Below are 15,782 nucleotides of genomic sequence, written 5' to 3'. Positions count from 1 at the left end.
TTTAGGTCTGTCATTACGAGGAGGCACGACGAAGTAATCTGAACGGATTGCCACGCTCCGTTGCACTACGCTCGCAATGACAAGCTGTATGTTTGGGCTATTGGTTTCGGATTGGTTTTTTTATCAGTAAACGCTTAACTCTAAACCACAAACAAACGTTATTATTCCTGTCGGTCAGTAACGTCGTCGTTTTCCGAGTACGAGTCGGGTTCTTGCTTTGGTTTAGTAGTGAGTACTTTATAAAAAAAGTACCCTGCCATTGCTATTACAAAGCCTTGCGCCAATACCATCGTTATTAATGCTTCTGTTTTCATGAGTGTACCCTTCCTTCTTTTCTGCGTTTAACGTATGCTCTGTATACTACTAGGCTAATAAATAAAAATAGTCCTACTAAAAATAACCTACCCAGTGTTTTATAAAATACATTGTTGGTAAAGCTACCTGTAGCAATTGTATCTTTTGGTTTTATAATGTCGCCTTTACTTACTGTAACGGTTTGTCCGTCTTTAAAGCTATAGGTTTTATAGTCGGTAAAAACTTCTGTTTCTAGCTTGTCTAAATCCTTGTTATATACCTGCTTTTCGTTTTGGTACGACAATTTTATAAAATTGGTCGCTACCGAATCTACTACACCTGTTTTCACACCATCGGCATCAAGATTTTCGGCATAAAACGTATCGGTAAACCACTCTTTGTTATTCGTGTCTTGGTTGGTAATTTTGTCTGCCATATCGGGTAGGCTGCTAAATAGTACCCAAGCCAACAGTAACGGTGTTACTACCAATATCATGTACTTAAATACTATGGGTACTTTAATATCGGCACCCATGTTAATTTCTGCCCAGCCTTTTTTAATACCAAATATCCATGCAAATAATATGGTTTCGAGGAAAGCAAATACTACAAGGCTTACCGTTCCTGCCCAATAATCGTACTCATCAAATACGCCTTGCTTGTAAAAGAATACCGTTGGAAGCCCCATTAACAGGATAATAAGTCCAAACGACCATGCGCCTTTTTTACCACTCCATTTAAACTCGTCGCGCATAAAGCCCATCCAGGGTGTACCCATAGCGAGGGATGAGGTAATTCCTGCAAAGAAGAGTAATCCGAACCAGAATACACCTGCAAATACGGATAGTGTTTCACCCCATTGCTGGAAGAGGTACGGCATGGTTTGGAACGCCATACCAAAGCCTGCATTTTGCAGTACCCAGTCTAAACCAAGATATCCTGCAGCAATTGGGATTACAATAAGGCTACCCAGTACTACCTCTACAAACTCATTCATAAAACCTGCCGATACGGCGTTTAGTGCCACGTCGTCCTTTGTTTTTAGGTAGGCAGCATAACAGTGTATGGTACCCATACCTACGGATAGGGTAAAGAATATTTGCCCTGCGGCTGCTAGCCATACTTTAGGGTTGGTAAGCGAGTCGAATTGCGGTGTCCATAAAAAGTTTAAACCATCCCAAGCATTCGCATCAGGGAACATTTCCGAGGCACCATCGGTACCTAATGTAAGCCCCTTAATGGCTAATATTGCACCAAAAAGCAGTAGCATTGGTATACCAATTTTGGCAACACGCTCAATACCTTTTAATCCTTTAGATAGTATGTAAGTGTTTAATAGTAAACAAACTACGTAAAATATAACGGCTTCGTAGGGTATACCCGTTGTCGATTTACCTATGGTAGTATATTTATCGAAAAAATCGGCAATGCCCGCTTGGTCCATATTGCTAAACGTACCCATTATGGAGTGGTACACGTAGCTCATCGTCCACGATTCTATGTAACAATAGTAGGAAGCTACGGCAATATTGGTAAAAATACCAAACACACCAATGTATTTCCAAATACGCCCTTTTGCCATAGTGTCCAGTATGTAAGGGGTACTGTGGTTGCCGTAACGTCCGCCGTATCGCCCTGTAGACCATTCTATAAACAATAAGGGTAGCCCCATTACCACAAAGCAAACTAGGTAAGGTATTATAAATGTTCCGCCGCCGTTTTGTACTGCCTGTACTGGGAATCGTAAAAAGTTACCCAGTCCTACAGCATTTCCAGCCATAGCGAGTATTAATCCTACTCTTGAACCCCACGATTCTGCTTTTACTGACATAAAAAATGTTATTGGTTTGTTAAATAGGTTTCAAAGATAGGAAAACAAACCAAAAATCAAATAAAAGTGAAGATTTACGGCTATTAAAATAAACATCCGTAAAACATTTTAACTAAAATGTTGCAAAAAGTGTAGTAGCCTGTTTTTTAGATGTGTATTATCCTGCAAGGTTTTGTAACCTTGTAGATTTGTTTAGTACGGGTGTAGTTTACACCTACAAGGTCTGTCAGACCTTGCAGGATGATACCTTTTGTTTGCAGTGTTTACTTATGCTGTTACACTCTAATTACATTGTGATATCCTGCAAGGTTTTCAAACCTTGTAGTTTTCTATAAACGGGATATAAATTCTTACACATACAAAGTTGTGCGGACCTTACAGGATAGTGCCTTTGGTTTACGTGTTTATTTATGTTGCTATATTGTAATGCCTTGCAAGGTTTTCAAAACCTTGTAGGTTTTATTATTATATGGTAAACAGTTTATTTTATACCTACAAAGTCTGTCAGACCTTGCAGGATGATGCCTTTGGTTTATAGTGTTTGCTTTTTTACTTGTACAGCTAAATTGTAATGTCCTACAAGGTTTTTAAAAGCATTTTGTAAATTCTAATACCTACCCTACAAGATCGGACAGACCTTGTAGGAGGGTGCATGCGCAATATTAATGTTTACAACCGAGTATTGCTTTTGGTGTAATACAACCTAAAAACTGCCAACTAATACAGCTAATTTTACCAATACTACAATCTTTCTCATTTTTTTGGAAAAACCACCATCAAAAATTAAATTTTTCCGATATTTGTTACATGAATTCGCAATGGCACGGTTTATTAAGCTATTTAAAATTCCTCATTAAGAGAAATCCTGAGTGAGGCAATTGTACCTACAATTCCATTTTTAACCTACTGTTTAATAACTAAATACATCTAATCATGCCTATATACCATAAACTTGGAGAATTTCCACAAAAAAGGCACGTACAGTTTGAGAAACCCGACGGAGGGCTTTATTACGAGCAACTTTTCGGGACAGAGGGCTTTAACGGGCACTCCTCATTACTGTACCAAGTACACCGCCCTACACAGGTAAAAGAAATCGTAAAATCGTACTCGGTAGAACCTGAGATAGCGATTGATAAAAACATAAAATCGTTATTACTAAAAGGTTTTGAACTAGAGCCTGAGGACGACTTTTTACAGAGCCGTAAACCCATGCTAGTAAATAGCGATTGTATTGTTGGGTTAGCAGCACCCCGTAAATCGTTACGCGAGTATTTTTATAAAAATGCCGATGCCGACGAAATGATTTTCATTCATAAAGGTACGGGTACATTGCGCACCTTTATGGGTAACATACCGTTTGAGTACGGCGATTATTTGATTATACCACGTGGTATGATTTACCAAATAGATTTTGATACGGAAGATAACCGATTGTTCTACGTAGAGTCGATAGCACCAATGTACACACCTAAGCGTTACAAAAACGAAAGTGGACAGTTACTAGAACATTCGCCGTTTTGTGAGCGCGATTTTAAACTACCGCAGGAGCTTGAAACGTACGATGAGAAAGGCGATTTCCTCATCAAAATAAAAAAAGAGGGCATGATGCACGAAATGATATACGCCACACACCCGTTTGATGTAATAGGGTGGGACGGCTATAACTTTCCGTACGCCTTTAGCATTCACAACTTCGAGCCTATAACGGGTAGGGTACACTTACCGCCACCAATACACCAAACGTTTGAAACGAGTACGTTTGTAATATGCTCGTTCTGCCCAAGGCTGTACGACTATCACCCAAAATCGATACCAGCACCTTACAACCACAGTAATATAGATAGTGATGAGGTACTGTACTATGTAGATGGCGATTTTATGAGCCGTAACAATATAGAGCAGGGGCACATTACCCTGCACCCTAAAGGCATACCACACGGGCCAGCACCTGGTGCTACCGAGCGTAGTATTGGCGAAACGGTAACAGAGGAGCTTGCCGTAATGGTAGATACCTTCCGCCCACTAAAAGTAACCAAACTAGCCATGGGGTTAGACGATGGTGAGTACTACAAAAGCTGGGTAGAATAAACCCTCTCCCCAACCCCTCTCCGAAAGCGAGGGGCTAAAAAAAACAAGATTAAAAATTAATACTGCCCATAGCTGGTAGTATATAAAAATAGACACAATGAGCAAAGAAGTTAAAAGCGTAGAATATGGTCTCGAAAAAATATTTGAGGGCGCGCAAGATTTCCTTCCACTTTTAGGAACAGATTACGTAGAATTTTATGTGGGTAACGCCAAACAGGCAGCCCATTACTATAAAACAGCATTCGGTTACCAATCGTTAGCCTATGCAGGTTTAGAAACGGGTATGAAAGACCGTGCGAGTTACGTGCTACAACAAGATAAAATTCGTTTAGTACTAACCACACCACTAACCCCCGATTCTCCAATAAACGACCACATTGTAAAACACGGCGATGGCGTAAAAGTAATTGCCCTTTGGGTGGACGATGCACGCAAATCGTTTGAAGAAACGACAAGCCGTGGCGCAAAAGTATACATGGAGCCAACTGTAGAAACAGACGAGTTTGGCGAGGTAGTACGCGCAGGTATTTACACCTATGGCGAAACCGTACACATGTTTGTAGAGCGTAAAAACTACAACGGTGTATTTTTACCAGGCTACCAAGAGTGGAAAAGCGATTACAACCCAACCCCAACAGGGCTTAAGTATGTAGACCACATGGTGGGCAACGTAGGTTGGAACGAAATGAACAAATGGGTAAAATGGTACGAAGACGTAATGGGCTTTGTAAACTTCCTGTCGTTTGATGATAAGCAAATCCATACCGAATACTCGGCACTAATGAGTAAAGTAATGAGTAACGGTAACGGGCGTATAAAATTCCCGATAAACGAACCAGCCGAAGGTAAAAAACGTTCGCAGATAGAAGAATATCTCGATTTTTACGGCGGTCCGGGCGTACAGCACATTGCCATAGCTACGGACGATATTATAAAAACCGTTACAGAGCTTAGAGCACGTGGTGTAGAATTCCTATCGGCACCACCGCACGCTTATTACGAAGCCATACCCGAACGATTGGGCGAGCACATGGAGATGATGAAAGAAGACATGAATGTACTAGAAAGCCTTGCCATTATGATAGATGCCGATGAAGAAGGGTATTTATTACAAATATTTACTAAACCTGTAGAGGACAGACCAACATTGTTTTACGAAATAATACAACGTATGGGCGCACGTGGTTTTGGAGCAGGTAACTTTAAAGCCCTGTTTGAAAGCATAGAACGCGAACAAGCATTGCGAGGAACATTATAAAACAACCTCAAAATTACAGTATGTGTAATTTTAGGCTAACCAATAGCTATTTTTTTGAGGATAATGTGTTAAAGTTGATTTTTCACAAAAAAATCCTCAACAATATGAATACATTTGCACTCGCAAAAAAGAAGGTAGTGCAGAATAAATCCTTCTTAGCCATAAATTTTCATAATTTATAGTTTTTGGTTGGTTAATAGCATAAAAACCTAGTCATTATTTTGACTGGGTTTTTTTGTTTTATTATTTTTGGAACAGAAATTGCCTTATCCCTAACGTCACCAAATCAAAAATTAGATTATGAAAAAAATCGTAGCAACACTTTTGCTTTTACTAATGGGCGTAGGGGCGTTTTCGCAAACAGCCTTTTCTACAGGCGAATATTTTAAATTTAGGATACATTACGGAATTGTAAATGCAGGCTATGCCACCCTCGAGGTTAAAGATGCTGTAAGGCAAGGCAAACACGTACACCATGTAGTAGGCAAAGGGCGCACCACAGGCATGACCCGTTTCTTTTTTAAGGTAGACGATAGGTACGAGAGTTATTTTGATAAAGTAACTACAATACCCTACCAATTTGTACGTAAAATAGATGAAGGTGGCTACACCAAAAACCAAGAGGGCTATTTTGACCAAGACGACCACACCGTACTGGTAAAAGACTACAAACATAAAACCGAAAAAGTAATAAAAGTACCCGCCAACGTGCAAGATATGGTATCTACGTTTTACTACCTGCGCAACCACCCCGATGTGGATAACCTAAAGATAGGAGAATCGATTACCGTAAACATGTTTTTTGACGACGAAACCACCAAATTCAAACTCAAATTCATTGGCAGGGAAAAATTATCAACTAAATTTGGAGACGTTTCTGCTATGGTATTCAGACCCTACGTACAAGCAGGACGTGTATTTAAAGAAGAAGAAAGTTTAACCGTTTGGATATCAGACGATAAAAATAAGATACCTTTACGTATAAAAGCCAGCCTAGCCGTAGGCTCGTTAAAGGCAGATCTTGTAGAATACAAGGGGCTAAAACACCCCTTTAAACCAACCTAAACACATAACCAATGGAGTTAACCACAGCCATACAGGATAAGCTAAGCGCACTAGAAGAAAAATTTAGCGCCATAAACCAAAAAACCGAAACCCACCTAGAGGGCTTGCGTTGGGCAAAACCAATAACATATTGGGATTACATCCAAACCGATGCACTACTCAACCTACAAATACAACGCACCACGCTGCCCGACGAGATGGTATTTATAATGTACCACCAAGTAAACGAGCTGCTATTTAAAATGATACTTTGGGAGGCAGAGCAACTCTGCGAAACCGAAGCCCCAAGTACCAGCATGTTTACCGAGAAGTTAATGCGCATTAGCCGTTACTTTGATATGCTAACCACATCGTTTGATATTATGGGCGATGGTATGGAGGTAGCCCAGTACATGAAATTCCGAAACACACTAACACCAGCCAGTGGTTTCCAGAGTGCGCAATACCGCCTAATAGAATTTGCTAGCACCGATTTAATTAACCTTATAGATAACCGTTACCGCAAAACCATAGACCGCAACACGCCTTACGAGCATGCTTTTGAGCACCTGTATTGGCAGGCAGCAGGTAAAGATTATGAAACGGGCGAAAAAAGCTACCTAATAAAAGCTTTTGAAAAGAAATATAAAGCAGGATTTCTGCGTTATATGGAAAAATACAACACCATAAACATTTGGCGTAAGTTTAAACAACTGCCCGAAGCCGACCAGAAGGACGCTATGCTAGTAAAAGCCATGCGCCATTACGATTATACCGTAAACGTAACATGGGTAATGGGGCATTACCACGCTGCTGCAAAATACATAGAGAGCCAAGACGGACCACAGGAAGCTACAGGAGGTAGCGACTGGAAAAAATACATGCACCCTAAGTACCAACGCCGAATATTTTTCCCTGAATTATGGACGCAGGAGGAATTGGACACATGGGGCGAAAACGTATAACAGATTAATTTAAAATGCCGAAATTAAAATATCTTACAGCCCTACTTTTAGTACTAACCCTAGTAGCCTGTGGCGATGATAAAAAAGAAGATAAAAAACAACCCGTAGCTAAAAAAGAAACGGTAAAAAAAGAGTTTGGCTTTGTGCTAAACAATTACCATGTAGTACACGATACTATAAAGAATGGCGATACTTTTGGCGGATTACTCCAAAAACAAGGCTATTCTGCTAGCGATGTATACAACGTTACCGAGGCAATACGCGATAGCTTTAACCTCCGTAACATTCGTATAGGTAAACCCTACACGCTACTCAAAAACAAAAAAAATCCCGATAGTTTAGAGGTCTTTGTGTACGAAGCCGACAGGTTAAATTATTACGTGATAGATTTACGTGACTCCATCGCGAAAGCCTACAAACGCAGCCGACCGCTTACCATAAAACGCCGTACCATTGCAGCAGCTATAGAGGGGTCGTTATCCAAAACCGTACAAAACCTTGGTGCTAGTGCTGCACTTACGCAAGAGCTATCCGAGATATACGCGTGGTCTATTGATTTCTTTAAAATCCAAAAAGGCGATAAGTTTGCCGTAACCATTAACGAGCGTTACATTAGCGATACCATATATGCTGGTTTAGAAAGTATTGAGGCTGCTTATTTTGAAACACGAGGTAACAAAAAATACGCCTTCCCCTTTAAACAAGACCCCGAAAAAAACCTTACCGATTATTATGATGAAGAGGCTAAAGTACTCCGTAGCATGTTTTTAAAAGCACCACTAAAGTACAGCCGTATCAGCTCGCGTTTCTCGCCAAGGCGATTCCACCCCGTACAAAAACGCTGGAAAGCCCATAAAGGTACCGATTATGCTGCACCACGTGGTACGCCCATTATGGCAACTGCATCGGGTAAAGTTATAGCAGCAGGCTATACATCGGGTAACGGTAATTACGTAAAAATAAAACACAACAGTACGTACACCACCCAATACCTACACATGAGTAAAATAAAAGTGCGTAGGGGGCAGTACGTAAACCAAGGCGACGTAATAGGGCTTGTAGGCAGCACAGGGCTAGCAACAGGACCCCACGTGTGTTACCGCTTCTGGAAAAATGGGGTGCAGGTAGATGCGCTCAAACAAAAATTACCAAGTTCCAAGCCAATGGCTAAAAAATATAAACCCGCATTTATGCAACACATGAAGCCGTTAAAAAAGGAATTGGACAGCATCTCTAACATCACATTTAAAAAGTAATTATGGCACTCCAAAACACCAATCCCTCAGGTACTGTTGCGTGGCAGGAACTAAGGGCGCATTTTGCGGATATGCAATACGCATCGATGCAAGATATGTTTGCTGAAGACGGCAACCGAAGCGAAAAATTCCACATTAAGTGGAATGATTTTTTAGTCGACTATTCCAAAAACATCGTAAACCAAAAAACGCTCCACTTGTTGCAGGATTTAGCTAAGGAGGTAGATCTTAGCGGTGCAATACAAAGCTATTTTGGGGGCGATGCTATTAACCGTACAGAGGGCAGAGCAGTACTCCACACCGCACTACGCGCGCCAGCATCGGCAAACGTACAGGTAGATGGGCAAAACGTAATCCCCGAAGTACACGCGGTTAAAAACAACATAAAACAATTTACCGATGCCGTAATTAACGGCGACAGGAAAGGGCATACGGGCAAAGCCTTTACCCATGTGGTAAACATAGGTATTGGCGGATCCGACTTAGGTCCTGCTATGGTAACCGAGGCATTAGCGTACTACCAAAACCATTTGGACGTACGTTTTATCTCTAACGTAGATGGCGACCATGTTATGGAAAGCCTTAAAGGGTTAAACCCCGAAACTACGCTTTTTGTAATTGTATCTAAAACCTTTACCACGCAAGAAACACTAAGCAATGCTACAACGGCAAAAGAGTGGTTTTTGCAACACGCTACGCAAACCGATGTAGCCAAGCATTTTGTGGCGGTAAGTACCAACCTAAAAAACGTTACCGAGTTTGGTATTGATAAAGAAAACATCTTCCCGATGTGGGATTGGGTTGGTGGTCGTTTCTCGTTATGGAGTGCTGTAGGCTTATCTATAGCCTTAGCAGTAGGGTACGATAACTTCGATAAACTACTGCAAGGTGCACACAGCATGGACGAGCATTTTCGCACCGCACCGCACGACCAGAATATACCTGTAGTACTCGGTTTACTTAGCATTTGGTACAACAACTTTTTTGGTGCCGAAAGCGAGGCATTAATACCCTATACCCAATACCTGCAAAAACTAGCACCGTACCTGCAACAAGGTATTATGGAGAGCAACGGTAAAAGCGTAGGGCGCGATGGTTACCCCGTAAACTACCAAACGGGTACTATTATTTGGGGCGAACCTGGCACCAACTCGCAACACGCGTTTTTCCAGTTAATTCATCAAGGTACAAAGCTCATCCCAACCGATTTTATTGGTTTTGTTAAGCCACTACACGGCAAGCAAGACCACCACGATAAATTAATGTCCAACTTTTTTGCACAAACCGAAGCCCTACTTAACGGTAAAACCGAAGAACAGGTACAGGCAGAATTTGATGCAAAAGGCGTAACAGGCGAGCAAGCCGACTTTTTACGTCCGTTTAAAGTGTTTAGAGGTAACAAGCCTACCAACACGCTATTAATAGATAAACTAACCCCAGAAGCATTAGGCGCACTAGTAGCATTGTACGAACACAAGATATTTGTACAAGGTGTTATCTGGAATATATTTAGTTATGACCAATGGGGCGTAGAGCTAGGCAAGCAATTAGCCAACTCCATTTTAGGCGAAATTAATTCGGGCGAAGTTAAAGCACACGATAGCAGTACAACAGCCTTGTTAAAAGCCTTTTTAGCCAAACGTAATAAATAGGCAATAGCCAAAAGGCATTAGTCAAATAGTAAAAAGTACATAGTATTACACCTGCAAGGTTTTTAAAACCTTGCAGGTGTTTTTGCATATAAGAATAATGTACGCTTTGTCGTTGTGAGGCGGTACGCCGAAGCAATCTGCTTTGAGATTGCTACACTGCATTACACTGCGCTCGCAATGACGAGTAGTATCCTGCGAGGTTTTTAAAACCTCGTAGGTGTTTTTGAATACAATAAGAATATACATTTTGTCATTGCGATGCGGTATGCCAAAGTAATCTATTACGTTCTCAAATGCGCTCGAACTGATAGTAAGAATGTATTAGTCACTACTTCTACTTCGTTATTATACCTACAAGGTTTTTAAAACCTTGCAGGTGTTTTTTATTGTGTTATTAAGTAGGTAATGCTTATTGTTATTGTGAGGCGGTACGCCGAAGTAATTCATTTATAGATATAAAAGATAAATATTAAATTATAATTTAAATATACGATATTAAACAGTTTTTAATGCAATGTTAAACCTTTTAAACTTTAACAAATTTAGTTTGTACGATTAAAAATCGTGAAGTTCATTTGTAATGAAAATTTTCACATTTTAAAGTGTTTATATAAACAATTGAATTCAACGTATTATAAATTAAAAAAAATTACAAATGTTTAAAAACTTTAAATCGCTATCACTTTTGGCTTTAGCAACTTCTTTCTTAACGATATCTTCTTGTTCTACTGACGAAGATAACTCAATAAATGAAAGTAATTCAACCTCTTATGATACAAATTTTGTTACTAAGTCCACAAATAATAGCAAAAAAATAATAATTGAATTACTTGACTTTGGTGTAAAAGAAATACATGATACTGGCAGTGTACTCACTTTCTCCACGTATAATGATTTTTACTACAGAGATCAACTTGTAGATTTTTCAAACTATACAGTTACTTATGACTCAACAAGTTTGAAAACGAACAATTCCGAGCTCGTTGTCGATTCATCGGGAAATTCATATCTTCGTAGAAATGGAAACTTAGTTAATACTAGAACCATACCAATTCAAAATTTTGTAGTTGAAGAGTTTGTACTTGTTATGGCACACTTACAACAGTCTGGCAACGGCGGTTCTAGTTACACGTATCAGGAGTATGAAACTAATTCAAATAACGGGAACAATAATAATGGTGGATGTCCGTTTTGGAAAGTAAGACGTGCCGCAGGTGTAGGGTTTACCCAAGCTGAAGCAGAGGCAGATTTATGGTATGCAACACGTTCGTTTGTTGATGAACATCAAGGTTGTACTTCTATAGGAGGGGTTTCACATAAATTTGTTGGAGTTGGTGATTTTGGATTTGAAATGGCTATACAATCTTTTTGCTGCCCATAAAATTATAGTAATATGAAAATGTTGATAAAATATCTTAGACTAATAGGCTTAACGGCTCTAATCGTATCATTGTGTCTTACTTTTTTGAGTTCAGGGTACGAATCAGTAGAAAATTTCTTACTCATAACAGGAGGAATATGCTTTGCAATAGTATTTATTTACTATGTAATGAGATTATTGCTAGGTAAGTATGTTAGGATATAGTATTTTGATACTTAATAATAAGTAAGCCTGTCTTTAAATAGACAGGCTTTTTATCTTTAATGACTAAAAGAATACTCTTTACAAACTGCTTTTTTATGATTGTAGAGAACTTCCTGCGAGGTTTTTAAAACCTTGTAGGTATATATAAACCGTATTAAAATTACTACCTTGCTGCTACAATTTTACGACATAGTATGACCGAAATAGAACGTAAATTTTTAGTGCTAAACGACACTTATAAAACGGAGGCTTTCGCCCAAAAACGTATTACACAGGGGTACTTAAACTCCGAGCCCGAGCGTACAGTTAGGGTACGTACCAAAGCCGATAAAGGTTACCTAACCATTAAAGGAGAAAGTAATGCTAGTGGGACTACCCGTATGGAATGGGAAACCGAAATTACCCTTGCTGATGCCAAGCAATTACTTGCTATTTGCGAAAAGGGTATAATAGACAAAACCCGTTACGAGGTAAAAGCAGGCAACCACACGTTTGAGGTAGATGAGTTTTACGGCGATAATGCTGGGCTGGTAATAGCCGAAGTAGAACTTACTGATGAAAACGAAGCCTTTGAAAAACCCGAATGGCTAGGGCAGGAGGTAACAGGTAACGAACGTTATTATAATGCCTACCTAAGCCAAAAACCCTTTACTACATGGAAGTAACCCCGCAACCATACGACGTAATTATTATAGGCGGCGGACCCATAGGTATGGCGTGTGCCATAGCGGCACAGCAAAAAGGACTCAATTATTTGGTGATTGAAAAAGGTACGCTAGTAAACAGCCTGTACCATTACCCGTTGTACATGACGTTTTTTTCTACTGCAGACCGTTTGGAGATTGGCAACGTACCTTTTAGTTGCATTGCACCCAAACCCGGTAGGCAAGAGGCGTTGGAGTATTATCGTAACATTCATAAATTATTTAAGCTGAACATTAACCTGTATGAAAGGGTTGAGAGTGTACATAAAACTCCTACAGGTATATTTAGCTTAGTAACGGATAAAACCGAGTACACCGCTAAAAATGTGGTTATAGCTACAGGTTTTTACGATATACCCATGTATATAAATGTATCTGGCGAAAACTTGCCTAAAGTACGGCACTATTACCGCGAAGCGCACGAATATGCTTTTAGGAAAGTGGTGGTAATTGGTGCCAACAACTCATCCGTAGATGCTGCGTTGGAGTGCTGGCATAAAGGTGCTGAGGTAACTATGGTTATCCGAAAAGGCGAAATTAACGATAGGGTGAAGTATTGGATAAAACCTGATATAGAGAATCGGATAAAAGAGGGGAGTATTAAAGCCTATTTTTATTCGGAAGTTGCCGAAATACGTGAGGATGCGGTTACCATAACCACTCCCGATGGCGATGTAACAATTCCTAACGATTTTGTATTAGCACTAACGGGCTACCGCCCTGATTTGGAATTTCTGCAAAAAGCAGGTGTACACATTGCCAATACCATCCATCGTACCCCACAATACAACCCCGATACTATGGAAACAAACGTGCAAGGGCTTTACCTTGCGGGTGTGGTATGTGGCGGACTGGAAACGCACAAATGGTTTATAGAGAATTCGCGCGTGCATGCCAACATTATTATGGATGCTATTACAACTACAAACAACGGATAAACCCGCTACTTGGCAACCTCTATGGTTACCTTAAGTAGCCCATGCTTTTTATTATCGGTAATATCCATAAATGCCCGTTTAGAGAGGTCAATATGGCGTCCTTTAACAAACGGTCCTCTATCGTTTATAGTTACAATTACCGATTTTCCGTTTGCCTTATTGGTAACACGCACTTTTGTACCAAAGGGTAACTTTTTGTGTGCAGCCGTGTATTTTTTGTTGCTAAAGCGTTCGCCGCTTGCGGTTTTGCGTCCGTTAAACTTATTACCGTAGTACGATGCTACGGCTTTTTTAGTGTGCATTTTATAGGAGCGCGATGTGCTTATTCCTTTAGATGATGAACAGGATAATAGTAACGTTGCCGTTACAAATAGGAGTAGGATGCGTTTTACCATATGACGATTATGGATGTAATAATTAATGTAAGCGATATAAAAAAAAGCCCAAACGGGCTTTTATACTATTAGTTTAACCAAGCACTCCACGGAATTCTACTTAATAGTAGTACAAGCCCTATGGCATACAGGTAACCTATTTTCTTGAATTTTACAGTGCTATCTGTTGCTTTTTTGTGTGCCGACCATCCTATGGTTATCAGCGTAAGCGCAATAATATTAGTAAGTGGGTGCTCTACCACGTAAAGGCGTAATGTGCTGTCTTTCATGGCAGCGCCCATGCCCGATGCTTTTACACTCTCGTAGTAAGGCGATGTAAATAATAATATCATACCCAGTACAAATTGCGTGTGCGAAAATGCCAATGCAATAAGTGCTATTTGTTTGTCTTTCTTCAAAAAAGGTCTTTTTTTGCTCATACCCACTAACGAGTTAAGCACTGTAATAAATAAAAGCCCTAACACGGCAATGGCAAGGTAGGAGTGTAACCCCTGAATGGTTGAGTACATAGTATTTTAAATTTTGGTTGTATGCAAAAATAAACATTTTACCATACCATTGTGCTATAAAATTGTACATGGTAACACAAAAAGCAGGGTAAGCCCTACTATTACAGGGAGGTTAACTGTTAAATATTAGCGTATTTTTGTAGTATGGAAACCCAGTTGCCCCAACGCAAAATAATTCATATAGATATGGATGCCTTTTATGCCTCGGTAGAGCAAAAGGATAACCCCGAGCTAAAGGGCAAGGCCATTGCTGTAGGCGGAGGGTCTGCCCGAGGGGTGGTAGCTGCTGCCAGTTACGAGGCGCGTAAGTTTGGGGTGCGTAGTGCCATTAGCGGATATCTTGCCCAAAAACGTTGTCCCGAGCTGATATTTGTGAAGCCTCGATTTGAGCGGTATCGTGAAATATCGCAACAAATTCGTGCTGTTTTTTTAGAGTATACGGATTTGGTTGAGCCCTTATCGTTAGATGAAGCCTACTTGGATGTTACCCAGAACAAAAAGGGCAACCCCAGTGCCACCATGATAGCGCAGGAGATACGGCAGCGTATTTTTGAGGTTACAGGGTTAACGGCATCGGCAGGCATATCTATTAATAAATTTATTGCTAAGGTAGCGAGTGATTACAACAAGCCTAACGGACAAAAAACGGTGACCCCTGATGAGGTACTGCCATTTTTAGAGGATTTGGGTATCAATAAATTTCATGGGGTGGGTAAGGTTACTACGCAAAAAATGTATCAGTTGGGTATTTTTACGGGTGCCGATTTAAAAACAAAAACGGAGGAGTTTTTAGTACAGCATTTTGGTAAAGCAGGTAGGCATTACTACAATGTGGTACGGGGCATACACAATAGTGAGGTAAAACCGAACCGAATACCTAAAAGCGTAGGTACAGAGCATACGTTTACCGAAAATTTGGTATCGGAAATATTTATTGAGGAGCAACTAAAAACGACCGCCGAACAATTGGAAGGCAGGCTTAAAAAGAAAAAAATTAGTGGTAAAACGGTAACCCTTAAAATAAAGTATAGCGATTTTACGCAGCAAACCCGCAGTAAAACACTCCCGTATTTTATTAACGATAAGCACCTGATGTTTGAAACGGTTAAGGAGTTGTTGTACCAGGAGCGGTTAAAAGAGTCGGTGCGGTTGTTGGGCATATCGCTCTCCAACCTTAATACCGATACTACTAAAGGCGAGCAAAAGGCGGTAGCGGTACAATTACAGTTTGATTTTTAGGCACAAAAAAAGCTGCCTAAG

Annotated in this window: 14 protein-coding genes; 10 read left to right on the top strand and 4 right to left on the bottom strand. The window is 40.2% G+C overall.

All coding sequences use genetic code 11. The features are described from left to right. Positions 1 to 161: 161 nt before the first annotated feature. Together K1I41_RS03140 and K1I41_RS03135 are read right to left on the bottom strand one after the other, a co-directional pair. Positions 162 to 314, bottom strand: coding sequence for a hypothetical protein (locus K1I41_RS03140; RefSeq protein WP_220641231.1), 153 nt, complete (start codon positions 312 to 314; stop codon positions 162 to 164). Further along, positions 311 to 2,125, bottom strand: a complete 1,815-nt coding sequence (locus K1I41_RS03135) for an SLC5/6 family protein (protein ID WP_255566961.1) — start codon at positions 2,123 to 2,125, stop codon at positions 311 to 313. Before K1I41_RS03135 ends, K1I41_RS03140 begins: the two co-directional genes overlap by 4 nt. 933 nt (positions 2,126 to 3,058) lie before the next feature. On the opposite strand from K1I41_RS03135, the gene K1I41_RS03130 reads away from it, so the two are divergent. The 9 genes from K1I41_RS03130 to K1I41_RS03090 all read left to right on the top strand — a co-directional run bounded on the left by K1I41_RS03130 (position 3,059) and on the right by K1I41_RS03090 (position 13,618). Beyond that, positions 3,059 to 4,216, top strand: coding sequence for a homogentisate 1,2-dioxygenase (locus K1I41_RS03130; protein WP_220641230.1), 1,158 nt, complete (start codon positions 3,059 to 3,061; stop codon positions 4,214 to 4,216). A 97-nt stretch (positions 4,217 to 4,313) separates the two neighbouring features. Further along, complete coding sequence (gene hppD / locus K1I41_RS03125; protein ID WP_220641229.1) at positions 4,314 to 5,474, top strand: 4-hydroxyphenylpyruvate dioxygenase; 1,161 nt, start codon at positions 4,314 to 4,316, stop codon at positions 5,472 to 5,474. 300 nt (positions 5,475 to 5,774) lie between these two features. Next, positions 5,775 to 6,539 carry a DUF3108 domain-containing protein gene (locus K1I41_RS03120; RefSeq protein WP_220641228.1) on the top strand — a complete coding sequence of 255 codons (765 nt, stop codon included), beginning with the start codon at positions 5,775 to 5,777 and terminating at the stop codon, positions 6,537 to 6,539. 11 nt (positions 6,540 to 6,550) lie between these two features. After that, positions 6,551 to 7,483 (top strand): tryptophan 2,3-dioxygenase family protein, encoded by a 933-nt coding sequence (locus tag K1I41_RS03115; RefSeq protein ID WP_220641227.1) that lies wholly within the window; start codon positions 6,551 to 6,553, stop codon positions 7,481 to 7,483. A gap of 14 nt (positions 7,484 to 7,497) precedes the next feature. After that, complete coding sequence (locus K1I41_RS03110; protein WP_220641226.1) at positions 7,498 to 8,739, top strand: peptidoglycan DD-metalloendopeptidase family protein; 1,242 nt, start codon at positions 7,498 to 7,500, stop codon at positions 8,737 to 8,739. A gap of 2 nt (positions 8,740 to 8,741) precedes the next feature. Then, positions 8,742 to 10,391: a glucose-6-phosphate isomerase gene (gene pgi / locus K1I41_RS03105; protein WP_220641225.1), complete on the top strand. Its 1,650-nt coding sequence runs from the start codon at positions 8,742 to 8,744 to the stop codon at positions 10,389 to 10,391. 655 nt (positions 10,392 to 11,046) lie between these two features. Further along, positions 11,047 to 11,772: a hypothetical protein gene (locus K1I41_RS03100; protein ID WP_220641224.1), complete on the top strand. Its 726-nt coding sequence runs from the start codon at positions 11,047 to 11,049 to the stop codon at positions 11,770 to 11,772. Positions 11,773 to 12,170: 398 nt separating this feature from the next. Further along, the gene (locus K1I41_RS03095) at positions 12,171 to 12,641 is read left to right on the top strand and encodes a CYTH domain-containing protein (RefSeq protein ID WP_220641223.1); all 471 of its coding nucleotides are present in this window, start codon (positions 12,171 to 12,173) and stop codon (positions 12,639 to 12,641) included. Continuing rightward, positions 12,632 to 13,618: a YpdA family putative bacillithiol disulfide reductase gene (locus K1I41_RS03090; RefSeq protein WP_220641222.1), complete on the top strand. Its 987-nt coding sequence runs from the start codon at positions 12,632 to 12,634 to the stop codon at positions 13,616 to 13,618. The genes K1I41_RS03095 and K1I41_RS03090 overlap by 10 nt, the downstream gene beginning before the upstream one ends. Before the next feature lie 5 nt (positions 13,619 to 13,623). On the opposite strand, the gene K1I41_RS03085 is transcribed toward K1I41_RS03090, so the two are convergent. Together K1I41_RS03085 and K1I41_RS03080 are read right to left on the bottom strand one after the other, a co-directional pair. Next, the gene (locus K1I41_RS03085; protein ID WP_220641221.1) at positions 13,624 to 14,013 is read right to left on the bottom strand and encodes a septal ring lytic transglycosylase RlpA family protein; all 390 of its coding nucleotides are present in this window, start codon (positions 14,011 to 14,013) and stop codon (positions 13,624 to 13,626) included. 68 nt (positions 14,014 to 14,081) lie between these two features. After that, the gene (locus tag K1I41_RS03080) at positions 14,082 to 14,522 is read right to left on the bottom strand and encodes a hypothetical protein (protein ID WP_220641220.1); all 441 of its coding nucleotides are present in this window, start codon (positions 14,520 to 14,522) and stop codon (positions 14,082 to 14,084) included. A 144-nt stretch (positions 14,523 to 14,666) separates the two neighbouring features. On the opposite strand from K1I41_RS03080, the gene dinB reads away from it, so the two are divergent. Beyond that, positions 14,667 to 15,761 carry a DNA polymerase IV gene (gene dinB, locus K1I41_RS03075; protein WP_220641219.1) on the top strand — a complete coding sequence of 365 codons (1,095 nt, stop codon included), beginning with the start codon at positions 14,667 to 14,669 and terminating at the stop codon, positions 15,759 to 15,761. Positions 15,762 to 15,782: the final 21 nt, after the last annotated feature.

The organism is Flavobacterium litorale, assembly GCF_019613795.1.
Classification (GTDB): Bacteria; Bacteroidota; Bacteroidia; order Flavobacteriales; family Flavobacteriaceae; genus Flavobacterium; species Flavobacterium litorale.
The sequence above is the reverse complement of the archived record's forward strand: the minus strand, read 5'-3'. Positions and strand labels throughout refer to the sequence as shown.

Coding starts and splice junctions, on each gene's coding strand:
- K1I41_RS03135 (WP_255566961.1), bottom strand. CDS start 2,125: ATGTCAGTAAAAGCAGAATCGTGGGGTTCAAGAGTAGGATTAATACTC.
- K1I41_RS03115 (WP_220641227.1), top strand. CDS start 6,551: ATGGAGTTAACCACAGCCATACAGGATAAGCTAAGCGCACTAGAAGAA.
- K1I41_RS03140 (WP_220641231.1), bottom strand. CDS start 314: ATGAAAACAGAAGCATTAATAACGATGGTATTGGCGCAAGGCTTTGTA.
- K1I41_RS03080 (WP_220641220.1), bottom strand. CDS start 14,522: ATGTACTCAACCATTCAGGGGTTACACTCCTACCTTGCCATTGCCGTG.
- dinB (WP_220641219.1), top strand. CDS start 14,667: ATGGAAACCCAGTTGCCCCAACGCAAAATAATTCATATAGATATGGAT.
- pgi (WP_220641225.1), top strand. CDS start 8,742: ATGGCACTCCAAAACACCAATCCCTCAGGTACTGTTGCGTGGCAGGAA.
- K1I41_RS03100 (WP_220641224.1), top strand. CDS start 11,047: ATGTTTAAAAACTTTAAATCGCTATCACTTTTGGCTTTAGCAACTTCT.
- K1I41_RS03085 (WP_220641221.1), bottom strand. CDS start 14,013: ATGGTAAAACGCATCCTACTCCTATTTGTAACGGCAACGTTACTATTA.
- K1I41_RS03130 (WP_220641230.1), top strand. CDS start 3,059: ATGCCTATATACCATAAACTTGGAGAATTTCCACAAAAAAGGCACGTA.
- K1I41_RS03090 (WP_220641222.1), top strand. CDS start 12,632: ATGGAAGTAACCCCGCAACCATACGACGTAATTATTATAGGCGGCGGA.
- K1I41_RS03120 (WP_220641228.1), top strand. CDS start 5,775: ATGAAAAAAATCGTAGCAACACTTTTGCTTTTACTAATGGGCGTAGGG.
- K1I41_RS03110 (WP_220641226.1), top strand. CDS start 7,498: ATGCCGAAATTAAAATATCTTACAGCCCTACTTTTAGTACTAACCCTA.
- K1I41_RS03095 (WP_220641223.1), top strand. CDS start 12,171: ATGACCGAAATAGAACGTAAATTTTTAGTGCTAAACGACACTTATAAA.
- hppD (WP_220641229.1), top strand. CDS start 4,314: ATGAGCAAAGAAGTTAAAAGCGTAGAATATGGTCTCGAAAAAATATTT.